The sequence below is a fragment of the Pararhizobium sp. PWRC1-1 genome, assembly GCF_049897905.1.
Lineage (GTDB): Bacteria > Pseudomonadota > Alphaproteobacteria > Rhizobiales > Rhizobiaceae > Pararhizobium.
On the sequence record NZ_JAFCXE010000028.1, the window covers coordinates 38,627 to 54,630 of the forward strand.

Annotated in this window: 15 protein-coding genes and 5 pseudogenes; 10 read left to right on the forward strand and 10 right to left on the reverse strand. The window is 55.3% G+C overall.

Annotated features, from left to right (window positions below; genetic code table 11):
• The first annotated feature begins 651 nt into the window (after positions 1-651).
• Positions 652-1,041: a hypothetical protein gene (locus ACP7E0_RS29940; RefSeq protein ID WP_426130413.1), complete on the forward strand. Its 390-nt coding sequence runs from the start codon at positions 652-654 to the stop codon at positions 1,039-1,041.
• Between the two features lie 97 nt (positions 1,042-1,138).
• Complete coding sequence (locus tag ACP7E0_RS29945; RefSeq protein ID WP_426130415.1) at positions 1,139-1,537, forward strand: DUF4112 domain-containing protein; 399 nt, start codon at positions 1,139-1,141, stop codon at positions 1,535-1,537.
• Between the two features lie 574 nt (positions 1,538-2,111).
• Here the strand turns inward: ACP7E0_RS29945 and ACP7E0_RS29950 are convergent.
• A pseudogene (locus tag ACP7E0_RS29950) lies at positions 2,112-2,345 on the reverse strand (GXWXG domain-containing protein); the annotation flags it as partial.
• A gap of 501 nt (positions 2,346-2,846) precedes the next feature.
• Here ACP7E0_RS29950 and ACP7E0_RS29955 point away from each other — a divergent pair.
• On the forward strand, positions 2,847-3,143 hold the full coding sequence (locus ACP7E0_RS29955) for a DUF982 domain-containing protein (RefSeq protein WP_426130417.1): 297 nt from the start codon (positions 2,847-2,849) through the stop codon (positions 3,141-3,143).
• Between the two features lie 66 nt (positions 3,144-3,209).
• Here ACP7E0_RS29955 and ACP7E0_RS29960 read toward each other — a convergent pair.
• The 4 genes and pseudogenes from ACP7E0_RS29960 to ACP7E0_RS29975 all read right to left on the reverse strand — a co-directional run.
• Positions 3,210-3,404, reverse strand: a pseudogene (locus ACP7E0_RS29960) (helix-turn-helix domain-containing protein); the annotation flags it as partial.
• Between the two features lie 387 nt (positions 3,405-3,791).
• A complete protein-coding gene (locus ACP7E0_RS29965) occupies positions 3,792-4,730 on the reverse strand; it encodes an NmrA family NAD(P)-binding protein (protein WP_426130418.1) in 939 nt (312 codons plus the stop codon).
• A 155-nt stretch (positions 4,731-4,885) separates the two neighbouring features.
• Complete coding sequence (locus ACP7E0_RS29970; RefSeq protein WP_426130420.1) at positions 4,886-5,479, reverse strand: TetR/AcrR family transcriptional regulator; 594 nt, start codon at positions 5,477-5,479, stop codon at positions 4,886-4,888.
• Between the two features lie 483 nt (positions 5,480-5,962).
• Positions 5,963-6,337: a winged helix-turn-helix transcriptional regulator gene (locus tag ACP7E0_RS29975; RefSeq protein ID WP_426130422.1), complete on the reverse strand. Its 375-nt coding sequence runs from the start codon at positions 6,335-6,337 to the stop codon at positions 5,963-5,965.
• Positions 6,338-6,454: 117 nt separating this feature from the next.
• Here ACP7E0_RS29975 and ACP7E0_RS29980 point away from each other — a divergent pair, with 117 nt between their 5' ends.
• From ACP7E0_RS29980 to ACP7E0_RS29990, 3 genes are read left to right on the forward strand one after another with little or no spacing between them, the layout of a single operon-like run.
• On the forward strand, positions 6,455-7,084 hold the full coding sequence (locus ACP7E0_RS29980; protein ID WP_426130424.1) for a glutathione S-transferase N-terminal domain-containing protein: 630 nt from the start codon (positions 6,455-6,457) through the stop codon (positions 7,082-7,084).
• Positions 7,081-7,455 (forward strand): nuclear transport factor 2 family protein, encoded by a 375-nt coding sequence (locus tag ACP7E0_RS29985; RefSeq protein ID WP_426130425.1) that lies wholly within the window; start codon positions 7,081-7,083, stop codon positions 7,453-7,455. Before ACP7E0_RS29980 ends, ACP7E0_RS29985 begins: the two co-directional genes overlap by 4 nt.
• A gap of 13 nt (positions 7,456-7,468) precedes the next feature.
• On the forward strand, positions 7,469-7,693 hold the full coding sequence (locus ACP7E0_RS29990; RefSeq protein WP_426130426.1) for a tautomerase family protein: 225 nt from the start codon (positions 7,469-7,471) through the stop codon (positions 7,691-7,693).
• 221 nt (positions 7,694-7,914) lie between these two features.
• Here ACP7E0_RS29990 and ACP7E0_RS29995 read toward each other — a convergent pair whose 3' ends face one another.
• Positions 7,915-8,673, reverse strand: a complete 759-nt coding sequence (locus ACP7E0_RS29995; protein ID WP_426130490.1) for an SDR family NAD(P)-dependent oxidoreductase — start codon at positions 8,671-8,673, stop codon at positions 7,915-7,917.
• A gap of 102 nt (positions 8,674-8,775) precedes the next feature.
• On the opposite strand from ACP7E0_RS29995, the gene ACP7E0_RS30000 reads away from it, so the two are divergent.
• Positions 8,776-9,660 carry a LysR family transcriptional regulator gene (locus ACP7E0_RS30000; protein WP_426130428.1) on the forward strand — a complete coding sequence of 295 codons (885 nt, stop codon included), beginning with the start codon at positions 8,776-8,778 and terminating at the stop codon, positions 9,658-9,660.
• Between the two features lie 103 nt (positions 9,661-9,763).
• On the opposite strand, the pseudogene ACP7E0_RS30005 reads toward ACP7E0_RS30000, so the two are convergent.
• Positions 9,764-9,952 (reverse strand): annotated as a pseudogene (locus ACP7E0_RS30005) (transposase); the annotation flags it as partial.
• Between the two features lie 117 nt (positions 9,953-10,069).
• Here ACP7E0_RS30005 and ACP7E0_RS30010 point away from each other — a divergent pair.
• The gene (locus ACP7E0_RS30010; RefSeq protein WP_426130430.1) at positions 10,070-10,561 is read left to right on the forward strand and encodes a putative immunity protein; all 492 of its coding nucleotides are present in this window, start codon (positions 10,070-10,072) and stop codon (positions 10,559-10,561) included.
• 446 nt (positions 10,562-11,007) lie between these two features.
• On the opposite strand, the pseudogene ACP7E0_RS30015 reads toward ACP7E0_RS30010, so the two are convergent.
• Both ACP7E0_RS30015 and ACP7E0_RS30020 read right to left on the reverse strand, forming a co-directional pair.
• Positions 11,008-11,445, reverse strand: a pseudogene (locus tag ACP7E0_RS30015) (enolase C-terminal domain-like protein); the annotation flags it as partial.
• Positions 11,423-11,971 (reverse strand): enolase C-terminal domain-like protein, encoded by a 549-nt coding sequence (locus tag ACP7E0_RS30020; RefSeq protein WP_426130431.1) that lies wholly within the window; start codon positions 11,969-11,971, stop codon positions 11,423-11,425. The pseudogene ACP7E0_RS30015 and the gene ACP7E0_RS30020, both read right to left, overlap by 23 nt.
• A gap of 469 nt (positions 11,972-12,440) precedes the next feature.
• Here ACP7E0_RS30020 and ACP7E0_RS30025 point away from each other — a divergent pair, with 469 nt between their 5' ends.
• Together ACP7E0_RS30025 and ACP7E0_RS30030 are read left to right on the forward strand one after the other, a co-directional pair.
• Positions 12,441-13,268, forward strand: a complete 828-nt coding sequence (locus tag ACP7E0_RS30025; protein WP_426130433.1) for a Hint domain-containing protein — start codon at positions 12,441-12,443, stop codon at positions 13,266-13,268.
• A 571-nt stretch (positions 13,269-13,839) separates the two neighbouring features.
• Positions 13,840-14,862, forward strand: a complete 1,023-nt coding sequence (locus ACP7E0_RS30030; RefSeq protein WP_426130434.1) for a sensor histidine kinase — start codon at positions 13,840-13,842, stop codon at positions 14,860-14,862.
• A gap of 137 nt (positions 14,863-14,999) precedes the next feature.
• Here the strand turns inward: ACP7E0_RS30030 and ACP7E0_RS30035 are convergent.
• Positions 15,000-15,938, reverse strand: a pseudogene (locus ACP7E0_RS30035) (IS110 family transposase); the annotation flags it as partial.
• Positions 15,939-16,004 lie beyond the last annotated feature (66 nt).

Genomic DNA, 16,004 nt, shown 5'->3' on the forward strand with positions numbered 1-16,004 from the left:
ATTTCAGCAAGGCCTAATTTACTTAGGCTGTTGCCTTGGCTGAAACCGGAACAGCGTTCATCGCGAAGCGTTTTTTGACTTTCCGTATTTTGTATACCTTTTCACGATCTGTATTTGCGAGGCGATTTAGAGCCCGCTACCTAGTTTGGTGGCGGGCTCTTTATTTCGCGTCTCTTCACCCGAGAAATCAAATGTTGACTGCCCGCTGCAGCAGTGAGTATCGCTCCCTGCGCATTTCCGTTCGTCGATAACTCCTAACTGAAACAGCTCCATCAGTTAACCAGCGAGATCACACTGCGAAACCCGACCAATGCTCCGCGGAATGATCGCTGACGGGCAAGAGGTAGGCGCGATGAGCCTCGACGGATTGCCCACTACGAGACCGAAACGATTGAAGGGATCCTACACCATGTTGCCAGTCGAGAGGGGCGCTTGTCGGATGACCTATGGGCGGCGCGAAAGCTCCGATGCGCCAGGTAGATAGTCTCACAGAACTTCAGATGGCTACGACCAGGCGCCGGTTCGGCACTACGAGCCTGTCTGAAACAGCGAGGGCGTGAGCCGCATTTTGCATTCGCACCTGCGGATCTTTTCGTTAGCGCGCGCGTTGTCAGGCAAGTTTTCAACTACCTGAGCCGCCTGGAGGACATAATGACATTCGATAAATCGAAGGACGAACCCGTGCTGGGTGAAACGATCCCCGTGGCGGTGATCGACGTCGCCCGTCAGACGATCTCCGTCCCTAAACAGAAGGCGCAAGACCCCACAGAACAGATTTCGGCCCTGCGTCGAGAACTGGAAGCCTTGAAAATTGGTATTGAAGACGCCGGAAAAACCGTGGCAGGACGAGCGAAGAAGGCGGGGCAACGCCTGGAGGACGGCGTTGGCGGATATCCCGTTACATCCGTCGGAGCAGTCGTGGTGGCAACCGTTGTTGTTGCACTTTTGATCGGCCCCCTCGTGTCTCCACCGGAACCTCCGATGAGCCGATATCGCAGAATGCTTCGCCAACTCCGCCACCAGCTCGAACAGCGATACTGAAGTAACTTTTGATCGCATTGGTGAAGATAACAATCGAGCGTAGGCGGATGACGGATGCGATCTCGACGGAGGAGCCAGCTCTCAATGCAGGTGCGTATTGAAGGTTACTAATGTCAACTACGACGATCGAATACGACGCCTGCGCCGAATACACGCTCTCGCCAGAGTGATGGATACTGCGATACGGATACCAGGAACCGGGATTAGATTTGGCGCAGATTCCGTCCTCGGCCTGATCCCAGGAGTGGGTGATGCCGGAAGCGCGCTGGTCGGCCTCTTTATCGTCAATGAAGCACGTCGACTAGGAGTTCCGAGGCACAAGCTCGTCAGAATGCTGGGAAATCTCGGAGCCGATGCCGTCACTGGAAGCGTTCCGTTGCTCGGTGATCTCTTCGATGTCTACTTCAAGTCCAACCGCCGTAATCTGCAAATCCTGCTTGACCACTTCGATATGACCGAGGAGCAATTGGGTCGAGCGCAAGGTCGGAAAGGGTAATGTGCAGCGCCTTGTCGAATGGGTTGCATCGGAAAATCAAAGCGGGCGTAGATTGGCTAGGAAGGTCAGACGGAGCCCACGACAGGGAAAGCCCTTTCAGGTTCTCCCTGCGTCTCAGGAGCGACAGCGCGGAAGTGGTGTCGGCCGCTCGGCGCGACCGGGCTGATACGCGCGCGCTTCACACAGCGCGAGGAGATCTCCTCGGTTTATGCCGGTCGCCTAAGCGCGACATTCTATGGGGGAAGTATCAGACGTTCCAAGTCTGGTTCATCGATGCGGCGCACGGCCTCCAGCGGCGTTAGCCACGCAGTTCGCCTCTGGGTACTTTCGGGGAAACGCTTCCGTTGTCGCCGCACTTTGAGCAGGAACACGGCGACTGTTGGTCTGACTTTGCTAACCCAGCACCTTTTCATAGACGAAGTCACCAATAGACAGCTTCTTGGCCCGTCCTATGACGCCGGCTTCCTCCCAAGCTTCCTGCTCTGCTACTTTCCGGGGCTTCAGTCCGGAGATTGGCCACCCTTTCGGGATCATCCAACGTTTCGTTTCGCGGGTTGTGACGAGGAGAACCTCCGTAGGCGGGATTGATCGGGACGAGGCGACCCAGCCGCCACTGAAAAAGGAGGGCGTCGGCCCTTAGATCGGCATGAAAGCGCTTTCCAAACCATTGCAGGTTCTCCAGAACGCCGTCGAGCGGGTGGTCGGACGGTATTCTGACGCCACGCCACAGCCCGACGATCTCCTCCGGCCGCAACGGCTGAAGCGTCTGGAACCACTCTTTTCTGGCTTTCTGCAGATCGACGGTCATCGTGTCCCTCCTGTCCGCCAAATGTTGGGCTGCGCCCGGATATTCCGTCCGCAGCGCGTTCAGAATAGGGTCAGGCGGGAACTATTCGAAGCTCAGTCCGTTTGGCGGGAACTGGATAAGGTTCACTGGGCGGTCGGAGATTAAGCATGCCTCATTTTGCAGAAGTCCCGAACAGCAACAGAGACAACGCAACTGCGTCCTTGGGAACGCAATTCACACAAGGCGGCAATCCTTCGTATTCGCACACGTCGGGGAAGGCGCCGTCGCAAGAAACCTCAGAGCCTTCGAAGCCGGATTTATCCGTTATGATGAAACAGGCCCAGCAAGGCCGCGCTTAGCAGACAGGCGCTGCTGTCACCTTGAATATGCGTGTGGAGGAAGTCGCCCTGCGCGCCTAGTTTCAATCGATTTGAGCCAACCTCCACCATATCTTGATGGTCGGTCGGGCCTTCACAATATCAAAGTCGATGCCTCGGAGAAGGCAGAAATGGGAGATGAAGCATGCAAAGAGATGTTCATTGGAGCGTGCCGCTGAATGCACGTTTGCAGCCTGGAATGACGCGCATGTTTTCAAGCGTCTACGAAACTTTGGATTTTCTTGAAAACGAATGGCCCGTGAAGACGGGAAACTGCTACAAGAATGCCATAGCATGTTGCCATGGTGCCCTGAATCGGACGACGCCTGTCGCAGTGGCCAGAGATGCCTTTGTGGCGGCCTGCTACGAGGCGGGCGTGGGCATCACCTCAGCAATACCACCGCACGCGGGGCTGACTGACCACCGCATAGGGTTGCGGTAGTTTCAACTTTCGTCATTCGAGTGTCGCGGGCTGCCGTTCGATTCGCATGGAGCGGCAGCCGCTATAATCGATGTGTTTCGAACGACGGTCGCCGCCCTGCTTGTCGGATTGAATGGTTCCGGTGTCGCTGAACTGCTTCTGCCAGCGAATAGCACTGGCGGCGCTCACACCAAACCGCTCAGCCGCTTGTCTGCGCGACATACCGGTGGCAATCGCATTCACAACGCGCCGGCGAAGATCGAGTGAAAGAGCTTTAGCCATCCATGCTGGCCTCCTTCACCAGCATGGAGGTTGAATCAGTTCAACACTGATTTGAAAACCCTGACTAAGTCGGCACTCGCGTCCGCACTGTCGTTTGTAATCGCCACCACTTTGGTCCCTGTTCCCTTATGATCGTCAGATCAACGGACAGGAAAACGCCGCCAGCTAGACGGTCCGTTACACGCATGTATCTTGCCTTGGCATTGGAATTCTGGGGGAGTTTACGGTCCGTATGCGCTTTCAACGTGAGGCTTTGGTCATCCTTGTCTCCCATTCTTCGGCTGACGAGGACCGGGGAGCAACGCTTGCCGGTCTTATGGTCTATAGAGAACAAACACGCGTACCAGAAGGTAATCGCAGCCCAGCCAGAGCCTTGTCGTGCCTCGGTCAGCTCACAAAAGTGGATAGATTTGCTCGCACGAACTGCCTGAAATTGTATGGAGCGTGACCCGTCAGCTTTTCCAGCTCCAAACTATCCGGGATGCGGCTTGGTGACGTGGTTTTCGCCAACGCGGCACCAACTGCCGATATGTGCTTAGCCATATCGGCGTTAATGAAACCTCCGGGATGTGCCCTTGCTTCTTCGAGGAGCTCAGCTTCCCACTCTTTCTCGGAAATCGGTCTGAAGTTTATAGGGACGCCAACTTCTCTAGAAATGATCGTGGCGATAGCGTCATGATTTAGCAATTCGACTCCTGGCGGGTACTGGATAATGCTATTGGAGAACAGCTCGGGGCGCAGTACAGCCGACACCATGAGGCGCGCCGCGTCCAGTCCGCTAATCCACGGTACATCAGCCAAACCAAAGCTGTTGCCGAAACTTGATGTGTCTCGAATCGCGTCCCCGTGTAAAAAAGTGATATTTTCGAAGAACAGCGCCGCCACGCGCAGGATTGTCAGATCAAGGCCTGACCACGCCAGCGTTTCTTCGGCGAGCCATTGCGCGCGTCCCAGATGACTCGGACTTTCAGGGTGGGCAACGGCCATGGACATCACCACGACTCGGGGCGGTTTGGCGAGACTCCTCGCGGCTGACGCAAAGGTCGCCGCAGCGTGGACTATGCCGGAGGCGATCGGGTAGGTGAAGGTGGCGGTCTCGACGCCCTCCAGTGCAGAAATGATGCTTTGCCGGTCGTTGAAGTCTCCCAACACTATTTCCGCGCCAAGCTCTTGAAGGGTCTCGGTTTTCTCGCTTTTACTGCGGGCAAAAACGCGAACGCTTTTACCAGAGTCAATGAGCGAACTTACAACATGGGCGGAAGTGCCCCCATGCTGGCCTGTTGCGCCTGTGACCAGAATGGGGTTCCCGGCAGATGTCAAAACCATAATGCGAAATACTCCAATTTGAATATCGATAGGCCAGGTCCGTCCAGCCTGCGGGGCACCATTGTATGTCAAGCAACATATCATAAGATGAGCGACATACAATAGCTGACTGATCGGTCCACCGTCGCCCCGGTCCATCCCGGCAATTGGGTAGCTTAGTTACTCAAGCCTAATCGGTTACGGATCTGGTCCCTTGAACTCTTCAACAAAACGTCAGAGCGGATGCCGTCGGATTCGACACGAGCAAGAATTATCACGCCGACAATCTCGGATACAACTGAGGACGCGAACTCGCCTACGCTTCCTTTTCCGCGGTGGCTGACGTGGCTGAGATGGCCCGCAATGAGTGCGGCCATCCCTGCAACACCTTTCGACAGCCTTTGGCGAAGATTCTCGTTTAACCGCGGCGCGTCCGCGGCCAGAAAAGGCAATGGACACCCGGACACGCGCGTATCACGGTGCTCGGGCGACAAATAGTAATCTACGAATTCGCCTAGAGCGCTCTCAGCAGATTTCCCGTCGCCTCGCAAAATGGATACTGGGCTGTCGAGGAACATCTGCTCCACGGCCTCCGCTAAGAAATCATCTTTAGACGCAAAGTGCGCGTAGAAACTGCCGTGTGTGAGGCCCGCCGCGGCCATTACACCATTGAGTGCAATTCCTTGCACGCCGCACTGCCTGATCTGGCGACCTGCTGCCTCGAGCACGCGTTCTCTAGTCTTGCTCTTATGTTCTTTGGTATATCGCATGCAAAATGACCCTTTATATGACGCACACCATATCAAAGGTCAGGTAGATTGACAGTGTCAAGTTTCGAGAGGGCGCATGTTGTTTGCCTGCGTGTTGGATCACCTCACAACACCTTTATGGCGCCTAAACTTAACCGGCGAGCACGAAATTACAGGCACAGCCTTCACGACCACCGTAAGTCTCTGGTGAGACGACCTTTTGAAAATCTTCAATAAATGCCTGACTTTACATTGCTAGTTCTGTCATGGAAGACGTCCCCAGGGGCGAATACCGATGTTGACGGGTGTCGATCGCCAGCGTGACGGGTCCGACGATGATGAGCTTCCGATACTCGATGGGGCTGCAGCCATAGTTGCAAAGGTTACCGACCGCGCTCGTCGACCCATGAGGCCTTGAACAGGCACTTCTTGGGCTAATCTCATCACGCTGCATTACTCGGAAATCGAAGTATCGCGGTAATACGAGCGCTTTCTTGCCTGTGATTAATCAACGGCTTGGAAAACGCCGCGGGCGTTTTCGCCCATTTTCAACTTGTGACCCACGTCTACGATCGCACTAAGTGCCGGAATGAGATCGTTACCGAGTGTGGTTAACGCGTACTCCACTGATGGCGGCGTCGTCGGCTGAATTGTGCGGTTTATGACGCCACGCGCTTCGAGTTCTTTTAAACGCTGCGAAAGAACTTTGGCGGATACGGGCGGGATATCGAGTCGCAATTCGCTGAAGCGGCGCGGCCCTGCCCGCAGATGCCAGATCACATTCGGAGCCCAGGCGCCTGCGATCAGCGACAAGCACTCAGTCAGGATACAAGGTTGGGGCGGCGCGGCACTTCGGTTTTTTCGAATCTTTAGGCTCATCTGAACTTTCGGTTACCGCGGAGAAACTCGAATATTGAGTAACCCAAAGAAACCAAGTTGGCAATTGAAACTTCAGTCCATAGGCTGGGAATGTCTTCAACCAACCGAGGTTTATCAATGCTGCTCTATTTCAAACCGGGCGCCTGCTCGCTTTCTGCCCGCATCACTCTCACCGAACTTAAGATTCCTTTCGAGAGTGTAGAAGTACTTACAGAGAAAGGGACTACGATCGATGGGCGTGACTATCGCGCGATTAATCCGAAGGGGTATGTTCCCGCTTTGGAGATCCAGCCTGGTATCATCGTGACCGAAAATCCAGCGATCCTTCAATATTTGGCCGATCTTCAACCGCAAGCGGGGCTCGCCCCAGTTGCCGGGACGCTCGAGCGTATTCGCCTGCAGGAGTGGCTCAACTTTACCTCGTCGGAATTGCATAAAGCTTTCGCACCTTGGTTCAGCGGGCGGAGTCTTGAAGAAGGGGAACAGTCACGTGCTGAAACTATCCTGGCGCGTCGTCTCGACGACGTCGAGCGTGGATTGTCCGATAGCCGACCCTTTATCATGGGGGAAGCTTTCACCATCGCGGATGCCTATTTGTTTGTCGTTCTCAATTGGGCTGGCTTTATCAGCTTTAGTCTCGCCCGGTGGCCGACAGTTGCCGACTATATCGCTCGTATCGCGGCACGTCCGACAGTTCGCGCGGCCCTTGTTGCTGAGGGGCTGCTTCAGGAAGAGGCCGCACAATGAGAGCGACCATTGAAGATGTCACCGCGGCGCTTCGCATGTATTTCGACGCGCTCTACCACTGCGATGTCGGCATGCTTGAAAGCATCTTTCACCCGGCGGCCGTCTACGCAACGACTGATGAGACGCCGTTTCTTCATCGCACGATGGCGGAATATTTTCCGATCGTCGCAGCGCGGCAATCTGGGGCGTCGCGGAACGAGGCTCGCCGCGACCACATCGAAGCGATCGATCTTGCCAGCGAGACCATAGCACTTGCGCGCGTGCGTTGTTCGATTGGATCGCGAGATTTCGTCGACTTTTTGACCCTCGTTCATGTCGAGGGCAAATGGCAGATCATCGCCAAGATTTTTAATATTGTTGAAAAGCAATGAAGGGGTAAGAGAGATGCCATACGTAAATGTCAAGATAACTAAAGAAGGTGCGACGAAGGAACAGAAGGCAGAACTCATCGCCGGGGTTACTGACCTGCTTGTGCGCGTCCTGAACAAGAGCCCCGCCACGACGTTTGTCGTTATTGATGAGGTGGCCATGGAAGACTGGGGCGTCGGCGGCCTTCCCGTCGCCGACTATCGCAAAAAGCTTGAGCCGTCTCTCAATGTAGCCGATTAGTTCCAATCAAAGCCTGCCAGCGAGCACCTCTCGCTGGCAGGTAAATCCACCTGGAGCGGGCATTCAACAACACCGATCCGCATTTTTAAGCCTAAGATAAGTTCAGGCGAGATGGTGAAGTGGATTGGCGGCTCGCCGCAGGCGCGAACCGGAGCAAACCGGGGCCGGCACATCCCGCGGGGTCGCAACGGTTCGTTTAAGCAGGCCGAAATTAGCACAAACTATGGGCGGATGCCTCCCATTGTAAAACCACCATCGACTGTAATCTCTTGCCCAGTTACGAAGCTGGCGTCATCTGACAACAGCCATGCTACTGTGCCCGCGACATCTTCTGAGCGCCCGTTTCGACGAAGGGGGGTGTGGTCTGCCAAACGTGCAGCAAAGGCAGGATCAATTACATCGTCTGCCATTGGGGTAAGTATGATTCCTGGATTGATGGCGTTGACACGGATATTGCGAGGACCTTGCTCAACTGCAAGCGTGCGCATCATAGCGAGCAAAGCTCCCTTCGTGCTGGCGTAAGCGCCCGCACCGGGCATCACCCCGCCTGCTGTCCATGAGGCGTTGATAAGTACGCTTCCATTGGACAAAAATGGTAGGCATTGCTTGAGAGTAAAGAACGTACCACGCAGGTTGATGTCTATCAGCGCGTCGAGCTCATTCGCTTCGGTTTCAGTCAAGGGCTTGAACTCACCCAGGACCCCGGCGTTGGCGAACACAGCGTCGATTCTTCCAAAGCGGGTGATCGTTGTCTTTACCGCCGCCGCAAGTGCATCGTTGTCTCCGATATCGCAGGCGATTGCGAGCGCACTGCCGCCAGAAGCCTCGATTTCTGCGCGCAGTGTATCGAGCATTTGTGGACGACGTCCCACAAGAACAACCTGTCCGCCTTCGTCCACTAGTCGAAGAGCCGCCGCTCGGCCCATTCCCGTTCCTGCGCCAGTAATAAGGATCGTTTTACCTAAAAATCGCTTCAGCATCTGCATTTCACTCCTGTTGTCTTCTCAAAAACAGTTGTAACTCGAAATCTAAAGCAGGATAATGAGGAAAATTATTTGAACATCTGAAAGGAAAACAATCGAATGGGCCTCTTTCGCTCGATGGAAGTTTTTGTTGTGGCGGTAGAAGAGGGCTCGATGAGTGGCGCCTCCGGCAAGCTGGGACTCTCGCCGGCGATGGTGGGTCAGCACGTAGCAGCGCTGGAAGAGCGTCTAGGAGTGCGGCTTTTAAATCGAACCACACGCCGCCAGAGCCTCACAGTTTTCGGCGCTAGCTATCTCGAGCAGTGCCGGGATATTCTCGAACGTGTTGCGATGGCGGACCAGGATGCGGAGGCGTCGCAAACATTGCTTCGCGGTAAACTTCGGGTTACGGCGCCGACGACATTCGGTGCAGAGACTTTGATGCCGACATTGCGGCGCTATCGCAAGCTGGCACCAGACGTTGCGCTGGATATTACATTGACAGATCGAAACGTTGACATTGTCGATGAAGGCTTCGACATTGCAATTCGAATAGGAGAGCTGCGTGACAGCCGCTTGATCGCCCGGCAGCTTGCGCCCTATAAAATGATGATTTCCGCCTCACCGGACTACCTTTCACGGCAGGGTATTCCCAGCCATCCGAGCAGCCTAGCAAATCATGACGCTATAGCGTTTAGCCCCGCAGCGGGGTCACCGTGGCGATTGGAAAGACATAGTGAAATTGTCCAGGTCGTTCCGCGAGTGTCACTTACCGTCAATAGCGGACAAGCCGTTCGGATGGCAGCTCGCGCCGGTCTAGGCGTGATCATGCAACCCGCCATTTTGGTTCGGTCGGACATTCAAACTGGTTTACTCGTTCCACTTTTTTCGGATTGGCATCTACGGGAACGGCCCATGTCACTTGTCTATCACCGCGACCGACGCATGACGCCAAGTCTTCGCAGCGCTATCACATTTTTTGTCTCGGAGTTTGGCGCGCCGTGAAGGGCTTCGAACAAGTGACGACTTCCTTAGGCTCATCGAGGTACATATTTCAATTATAAGATGTATTGTAGGCAATGTTCACTGTGTCCCAAAAGGCGCTGGGGTCATCGACTGAACGGGTCGAAACGCCTGGATATAGGCTTCCTGGATCACCGCCGTCAGAGCCTTCTTCGCCATGCGGCGTGGTTCGAGAAAGCTTGGGAAATAGCTGCCCGTGAAGCAGCTTGGGAATGCGCAACTCGACGGTGCCCGCCCGTGCTTCCTAGTCCCCCTCACGATAGCCGTTGCGCTGTCGGAATGGAGCGGAAGCGGCGGGAATCGACCCCACTTTGGGCGTAACGGGTTAAAGTGTTGAAAGCGGTCATCCGCAATGTAAGGCGAAGACCAAGCGGAACGATGGGTCGAGGCTATGAAGAAGTACTCCAAAGACGATCAGGTCGCATTAGCCGTCTGGGCACTCGATTGCGCAGAACGAGTCCTTCCCATATTTGAGCGCAACTATCCTGACGATGAGCGGCCTAGAAACGCGCTCAAGGTGGGCCGGGAGTGGGTATGCACCCGCGTCTTCAGCATGCCGGCAATTCGGAGTGCGTCACTCTCTGCGCACGCATCAGCGAAGGATGTAAAAGCAGATCAAGCAGCATGCGAGGCGGCACACGCTGCAGGACAGGCGGTTGCAACCGCGCATGTTCCTCAGCATGCCTATGGAGGGGCTTATTACGCCCTTAGAGCAATAATTGCAGATCGTCCCGAAGCTGCCGAACAATTTGCCTACGATGAGCGGGCTTGGCAATCAGCTCAATTGCCAGATCATCTACGTGAAGAGATCATGACCAGGATAATTCTTGATCCTCGTAAGAAGGGCTTGTTCGTCACCATTCAAAAAGGGCCTGGATTTTAGCTCGCCAGAAATCTGGCATACCGAACTGGGTCCCTTATGCTGGTTCTGTGCCGCAATGCGGACGTTCCGCTATCCCACCCCTTTCCACTCGTACGGCAGGGCACATGCTTCGTCCCTGCCGGCAGCCCAAGCCTTATTAGGTTTTCTGTTCCGTCGCTACTCAAACCCCAATTACGGGCTATAGCGTCACCTATGAGTGCGAAGCGCCGGAACCGCCTAAAGCAACGATCAAGAAGGGCCTGGCCTTCGACCGACAGATGGTCACCAATAGTCGCATTGTTCCGGGTGGCCAAGTCTTAGCCCGTCCCGGGCGCTTTGGATCACCCGGGACGATGCCACCGCCCCTCGGGAGAGGAGTAGGCGGAATGCAAAGGGTTATCAGTGCGGCCTATATGAACGGTATTCGGACTTGGAGGACAGCCGCCACGGAGCTTCCTATCGGCCGTTCACCAGTCGCCGATTGAACCGTCGCGACGATAGCTCTCAGCGATCCAATCACCGGTGGCTGACGGCATTTTTAACAATGCCTCTTCGTCTAACTCGATCCCGAGGCCCGGCGCCGAGGGAACATCTGCCCAACCGTCACCCCGGCTTTTCAACGATGTAGAAGCGAACGCGGAGAATGCGTCCGCGACATCGTGCCGATGCTCCAAGATCAGAAAGTTTTGAGCATTTGCCGCCAGGTGCAGACTAGCTTGAGCTTGCACTGGCCCGTTCGGGTTGTGAGGTGCGAATGCGACGCCATAAGTCTCTGCCGTTGCGGCAATGCGCTGCATTTCCGAGATTCCGTAGCAGTTCGATGCGTCTGGTTCGACCACATCTGCTAACCGGCGCTCGAAAATCTCCCGGAACTGCCAACGGCTATTGTAGCGCTCGCCTGTGGCGACCGCGGTTTGGAATTTTTCTTACCCTTTGCAAGGCACCAACGTCCTCTGGGGCAGTTGGCTCCTCGATCCAGAGAGGCGATGTGTGGCGAATAGCTGCCTCCATTTGCACGGCCACAGAAGGGGTGCACCGACCATGGAAATCAAGGCAGAATGCGCCGTCACGTCCCAATTCGTCACGGACCGCTTCGCAGCACGCGGTGACTGCACGATAGGCTGCAGGAGTTTCGAGAGCCATCACGGGTGGCAGTGGATAAAATTTGACCGCAGTATATCCCATCAACATTGCAGCCTTGGTCCGCTCGCGAGCTTCCGTCGGGTCTTCGCAGAGACCAAGGTTCGCATAGAGCCAGATACGGTCGCGAACCGCTCCTCCCAATAGATCGTGGATTGGTGCGCCATAGTGCTTCCCCTTCAGGTCCCACAATGCCATATCGATTGCGGAGACGGCGGAGGAAAAAAACCGCCGCCCCCGGGGGAAGGGCGACGGCGCAGTATCAACATTGATCGGACAATGGGGCAGCAAATCAATAAATATGTAATATTGCCCATGGTGAGGCTCTCTGGAACTCAGTCGCAGAGACTAATGTTCCGAACCATTTTTTAATACGCTCGGTTTGAAGCCCATAAGGGACACAGGGAAGCGAACGTCAGCGGAAGCATAGTTTTAAAAAAAGATCTTCTCCACGGTCGGAGTGATGTCCAGTATCGGAACCTTCTGGAAAGTGGCTTTCAACATTTTAGCAGGGGGCAATCCTGACATTGCAAATGTGACTTCGCCTCCGTTCCGGCGTGGGCGATGCATAGGACCTTTGCCAGTCCACGATGGACTTTGGTCCACCACATTAAGCCACCTTTTGGATGTCCCCATTTGCGATATCGCCCAACGGTTTATCTCATCGCTCAGTCGGATGATAAAACGTACGCACTTTTAACAGGCTATTTTCTCGACGTAAGGCATCTATCGTTGTCGAACATCAACGATGGAGAAAAAAATGCCCACTCCCAGTGATCGCTCACTCCAAACGCAGCTGGCACGGCGCCATTTCTTGGGCATTGCTGCAGCCGCGGGCGCTAGGCTTGCCGCAGTAACGGGTGCGGCGGGCGCGATTATATTGCCTTCAGACGCCAACAGCATGGGGAGAAACTGGGGCAAGCGTGGGGGAAAAGGACAACACGGGTCAAATTGTTTTCTGCGCGGAACTACCCTCTCAACGCCGACCGGCGAAGTAACCGTCGAAGAGCTTTCCATCGGGGACTTGATAACGACGGTGAATGGGGAAGCCATGCCCATCCGGTGGATTGGTCGTCGGACCTACAAGCCAACCCGTTACCCCGCGGCCGAAAACGTGATGCCAATTCGGGTCCGACGTCATGCCTTGGACGGACAAGTGCCTCATAGCGACCTATATTTGTCGCCGGGGCACGCTTTGCTCGTTGACGGGGTCTTGATCCGGGTGATGGACCTCGTTAATGGGGCGTCCATTGCCCCAGCTCTTCCCGAAGGGATAGAGACCATCGAATACTTCCACATTTTACTCGATGGTCATCAGGTAATCCTTGCTCAGGGCGCCCCAACCGAAACTCTGCTTTTAGACGGGCAAAATGACGAGCACTTCGCGAACTTCGCTGAGCTGCGGCAACTATTTCCGGAGATTCTGAATACTCCAATGAAGCCTGCTGCGCCGATCGTTGGCTACGGAGGCAAAAAGCATCTGAAAGCTCTGTTACGTATTGCGGCGAGCCTCGTCGCGGGGCATGACGTGATATTGGATGACTACGAAAAAATCGCGGCCCGCGCGTATTCGATTGCCCAAGTTTGAACTCTTTCCCGAGGAGGCGGCCTCGGTTTGCCCAGCGCAGGATGGGGCTGTCAGATCCTTGGTTCGAAGACCAAGCCTCTTTGTCGTAATCCGGGCCGGGTTAATTTGCATGGCCGAGTTGCATCGCGCTCCAGATCTAAAAACTCTAGACGGTTTCATGCAACCCGCGGATTGCCAGCGTACCAATGTAGAGGCCTGTCGCTGTGTAAGCTCGCATCCGCAGTGGGCTTTAGTCGCAGCCTCGACAAGTGCTCGGCTTCGACTTTCATGAATGTCTCCGATTAATGACTTATCGATGAACAACTCGTTGCCTCCTCCGGGGCTCTTAAGCAGGAAACGCCGATCGTTGGTCGGAACGTGTCCCAATTCCGGTTGAAGCGATGGAACGACTGCTCGCCTTGAACAGATTTTAGCGAACCGGATAAGCGCCTCGCATCCACCGAAAGGACCGCGTTCCTGGGAGAGCTCCAACACAGCCCCGGGCAAATCCCTAGCTTGCCACCAATTTGAAACCCTTGCAACCAGATGTTCCATGCCGTAAATTGCAATCGACGATAGTGAAGCGCAACAAATGGAAGATCCCGACACAGCGCCCCGCCTCTCACCCCGCGAACGGTTTCTTGAAGCCATCGTCCAGAGCGCCATCGACTACGCCATCATCTCCATGGACCTCAACGGACTTGTGACGAGTTGGAACGAGGGCGCTTGCCGGATCCTTGGGTGGACGGCGGATGAGATGATCGGGCGACCCGCAACATCGTTTTTCACCTTAGAGGACCGGGAACGTGGCGTCCCACAGAATGAGATGACCGCCGCCCTCGAGAAGGGCCGCGGCAACGATGAGCGATGGCACCTGCGTAAGGACGACACGCAATTCTGGGCGTCCGGCGAAATGATGGCGCTGCGCAACGAAGACGACATTGTCGTCGGCTTTATCAAGATCCTGCGAGACCGCACGGAGCAACGGGAGCAGGCGGACAGGCAGCGCCTATTGATGCATGAACTTGGCCACCGGATGAAGAACACGTTGTCGGTAGTCCAAGCCATCGCCACGCAATCCCTGAGGAATGCCGGCTCCCTCGAAGAAGCCGGACAAACCTTGACCGCCCGCATTGCAGCCTACGCGAAGGCGCACGATCTACTCCTCCAGAAGGATTGGGTGAGCACTACGCTGGCCGACATCGTAAACGGTGCGAAGGTGAACATCGGGTTGGAAGATAGCGACCGGATCAGAGCATCCGGCCCCTCGATCCAACTTAGTCCGCAGGTCGCACTGTCGTTCTCTCTCGTCTTTCATGAGCTCCTGACGAATGCATCCAAATATGGTGCGCTCTCCAATGATGTCGGCGTGATCGACGTTCTTTGGAGCACTGAAGAGATCGACAACGAAATCTGCCTCCTTGCTCGCTGGCAAGAATTGGGTGGCCCCTCCATTGAATTCCCAAATCGCAGCGGCTTCGGCTCCAAGCTGATCGTATCCAGCCTGAAGGCCTTCGGAGAAGTCGACCTCGAATATGCACCCGGGGGTTTGGTCCTCAACGTAAAAATGCCCCTAGCCAATATCCAGTTTCGGAACGAACTTTCTGAACTTTAGAACGCGTGCACAGTAAGCGGTATTCGGCTGGCACCTTAACTGGCATTCCTAGTCAACATTGAAAATTTTGAATGTGCGCGGCATGTGCCTATGCACCATGGTGGTAATTACATTAACACTTACGAGCAACAAAAAGAGAGCTGCTCTTGGCGGATTAACTGATCACGGCTGATCTTTGCAGGAAATCGATAACTCCAGGCGGCTTCAATCAGCATGCGGCGTGCCGTTGTGTTGCCTGCTTTGGTAATGCCACCCTGCCGCCGCGTTCCACCGCTTGAGCGTTCTGAGGGCACCAGCCCGAGATACGCCATCAATTGGCGCGGGTTCGTAAAGCGGCTCAGATCGCCGAGTTCGGCAATGACCGTCGCCGCCGTCACCAGCGCCATGCCGCGTAGCGATTGCAGTGCGACGATCACCGGGGCCAATGACCAGTCACTGAGCGTGCTCTCGATCTGCTTCGTTAGCCTATCGCGCCGTTCGGTTGCCGCCTCGATCGTGGCGATATGGTCCTCAAGCACGATATTGTGGATTGGCTGCTCAAAGCGAAGACCGGCCAACCAACGTCGATGCATCTGTGTCCAGGCTGGGCGGCTATAGTGAAAGCCATGTCGGAGTAGAAATCCACTGAGTTGCTGTCGGGCCTGGCGTAGGCTGCGTACCGCGGCAAGCCGTGCCCGGACCAAATCACGCATCGCCTCATGGGCAGTGTCGGGGATCCAGACCGCAGTCAATTCCCCGGCGCGATGTAACCTCGCCAGATTGTTGGCGTCGCGACGGTCCGTCTTGATACGATCGCCGGGCTTTTTGGGAATCAACGACGGCGCAACGACCACACAATCGTGCCCGGCATCCGCTAGCTGTCGCTGGATACCGTAACCGCAAGGACCTGCTTCATAGCAGAATTTTAAGGCTCGACCCGGCTGAACCAGCTTAGTCAGCAAGCGGGAGAGAGCCGCAGGGGTGTTGGCGATTTGGCCAAACGCACGTACGTCACCGCGCTCTCCGCCATCAGCAAGCGCTACCGCGATCGTCTCTTTGTTAACATCCAAACCAACATATGTGATAGTCTCGTTCATGGCCCGTCTCCTATGCATGAGGCTCTGTGCGAGGTTAACTTACGCAACCCTCGATACCTGCATATT

What these genes read in the sequence shown, in the direction of transcription:
- ACP7E0_RS29940 (WP_426130413.1), top strand. Translation starts at nt 652, where the DNA reads ATGACATTCGATAAATCGAAGGACGAACCCGTGCTGGGTGAAACGATC.
- ACP7E0_RS29955 (WP_426130417.1), top strand. Translation starts at nt 2,847, where the DNA reads ATGCAAAGAGATGTTCATTGGAGCGTGCCGCTGAATGCACGTTTGCAG.
- ACP7E0_RS29965 (WP_426130418.1), bottom strand. Translation starts at nt 4,730, where the DNA reads ATGGTTTTGACATCTGCCGGGAACCCCATTCTGGTCACAGGCGCAACA.
- ACP7E0_RS29970 (WP_426130420.1), bottom strand. Translation starts at nt 5,479, where the DNA reads ATGCGATATACCAAAGAACATAAGAGCAAGACTAGAGAACGCGTGCTC.
- ACP7E0_RS29975 (WP_426130422.1), bottom strand. Translation starts at nt 6,337, where the DNA reads ATGAGCCTAAAGATTCGAAAAAACCGAAGTGCCGCGCCGCCCCAACCT.
- ACP7E0_RS29980 (WP_426130424.1), top strand. Translation starts at nt 6,455, where the DNA reads ATGCTGCTCTATTTCAAACCGGGCGCCTGCTCGCTTTCTGCCCGCATC.
- ACP7E0_RS29985 (WP_426130425.1), top strand. Translation starts at nt 7,081, where the DNA reads ATGAGAGCGACCATTGAAGATGTCACCGCGGCGCTTCGCATGTATTTC.
- ACP7E0_RS29990 (WP_426130426.1), top strand. Translation starts at nt 7,469, where the DNA reads ATGCCATACGTAAATGTCAAGATAACTAAAGAAGGTGCGACGAAGGAA.
- ACP7E0_RS29995 (WP_426130490.1), bottom strand. Translation starts at nt 8,673, where the DNA reads ATGCTGAAGCGATTTTTAGGTAAAACGATCCTTATTACTGGCGCAGGA.
- ACP7E0_RS30000 (WP_426130428.1), top strand. Translation starts at nt 8,776, where the DNA reads ATGGGCCTCTTTCGCTCGATGGAAGTTTTTGTTGTGGCGGTAGAAGAG.
- ACP7E0_RS30010 (WP_426130430.1), top strand. Translation starts at nt 10,070, where the DNA reads ATGAAGAAGTACTCCAAAGACGATCAGGTCGCATTAGCCGTCTGGGCA.
- ACP7E0_RS30025 (WP_426130433.1), top strand. Translation starts at nt 12,441, where the DNA reads ATGCCCACTCCCAGTGATCGCTCACTCCAAACGCAGCTGGCACGGCGC.
- ACP7E0_RS30030 (WP_426130434.1), top strand. Translation starts at nt 13,840, where the DNA reads ATGGAAGATCCCGACACAGCGCCCCGCCTCTCACCCCGCGAACGGTTT.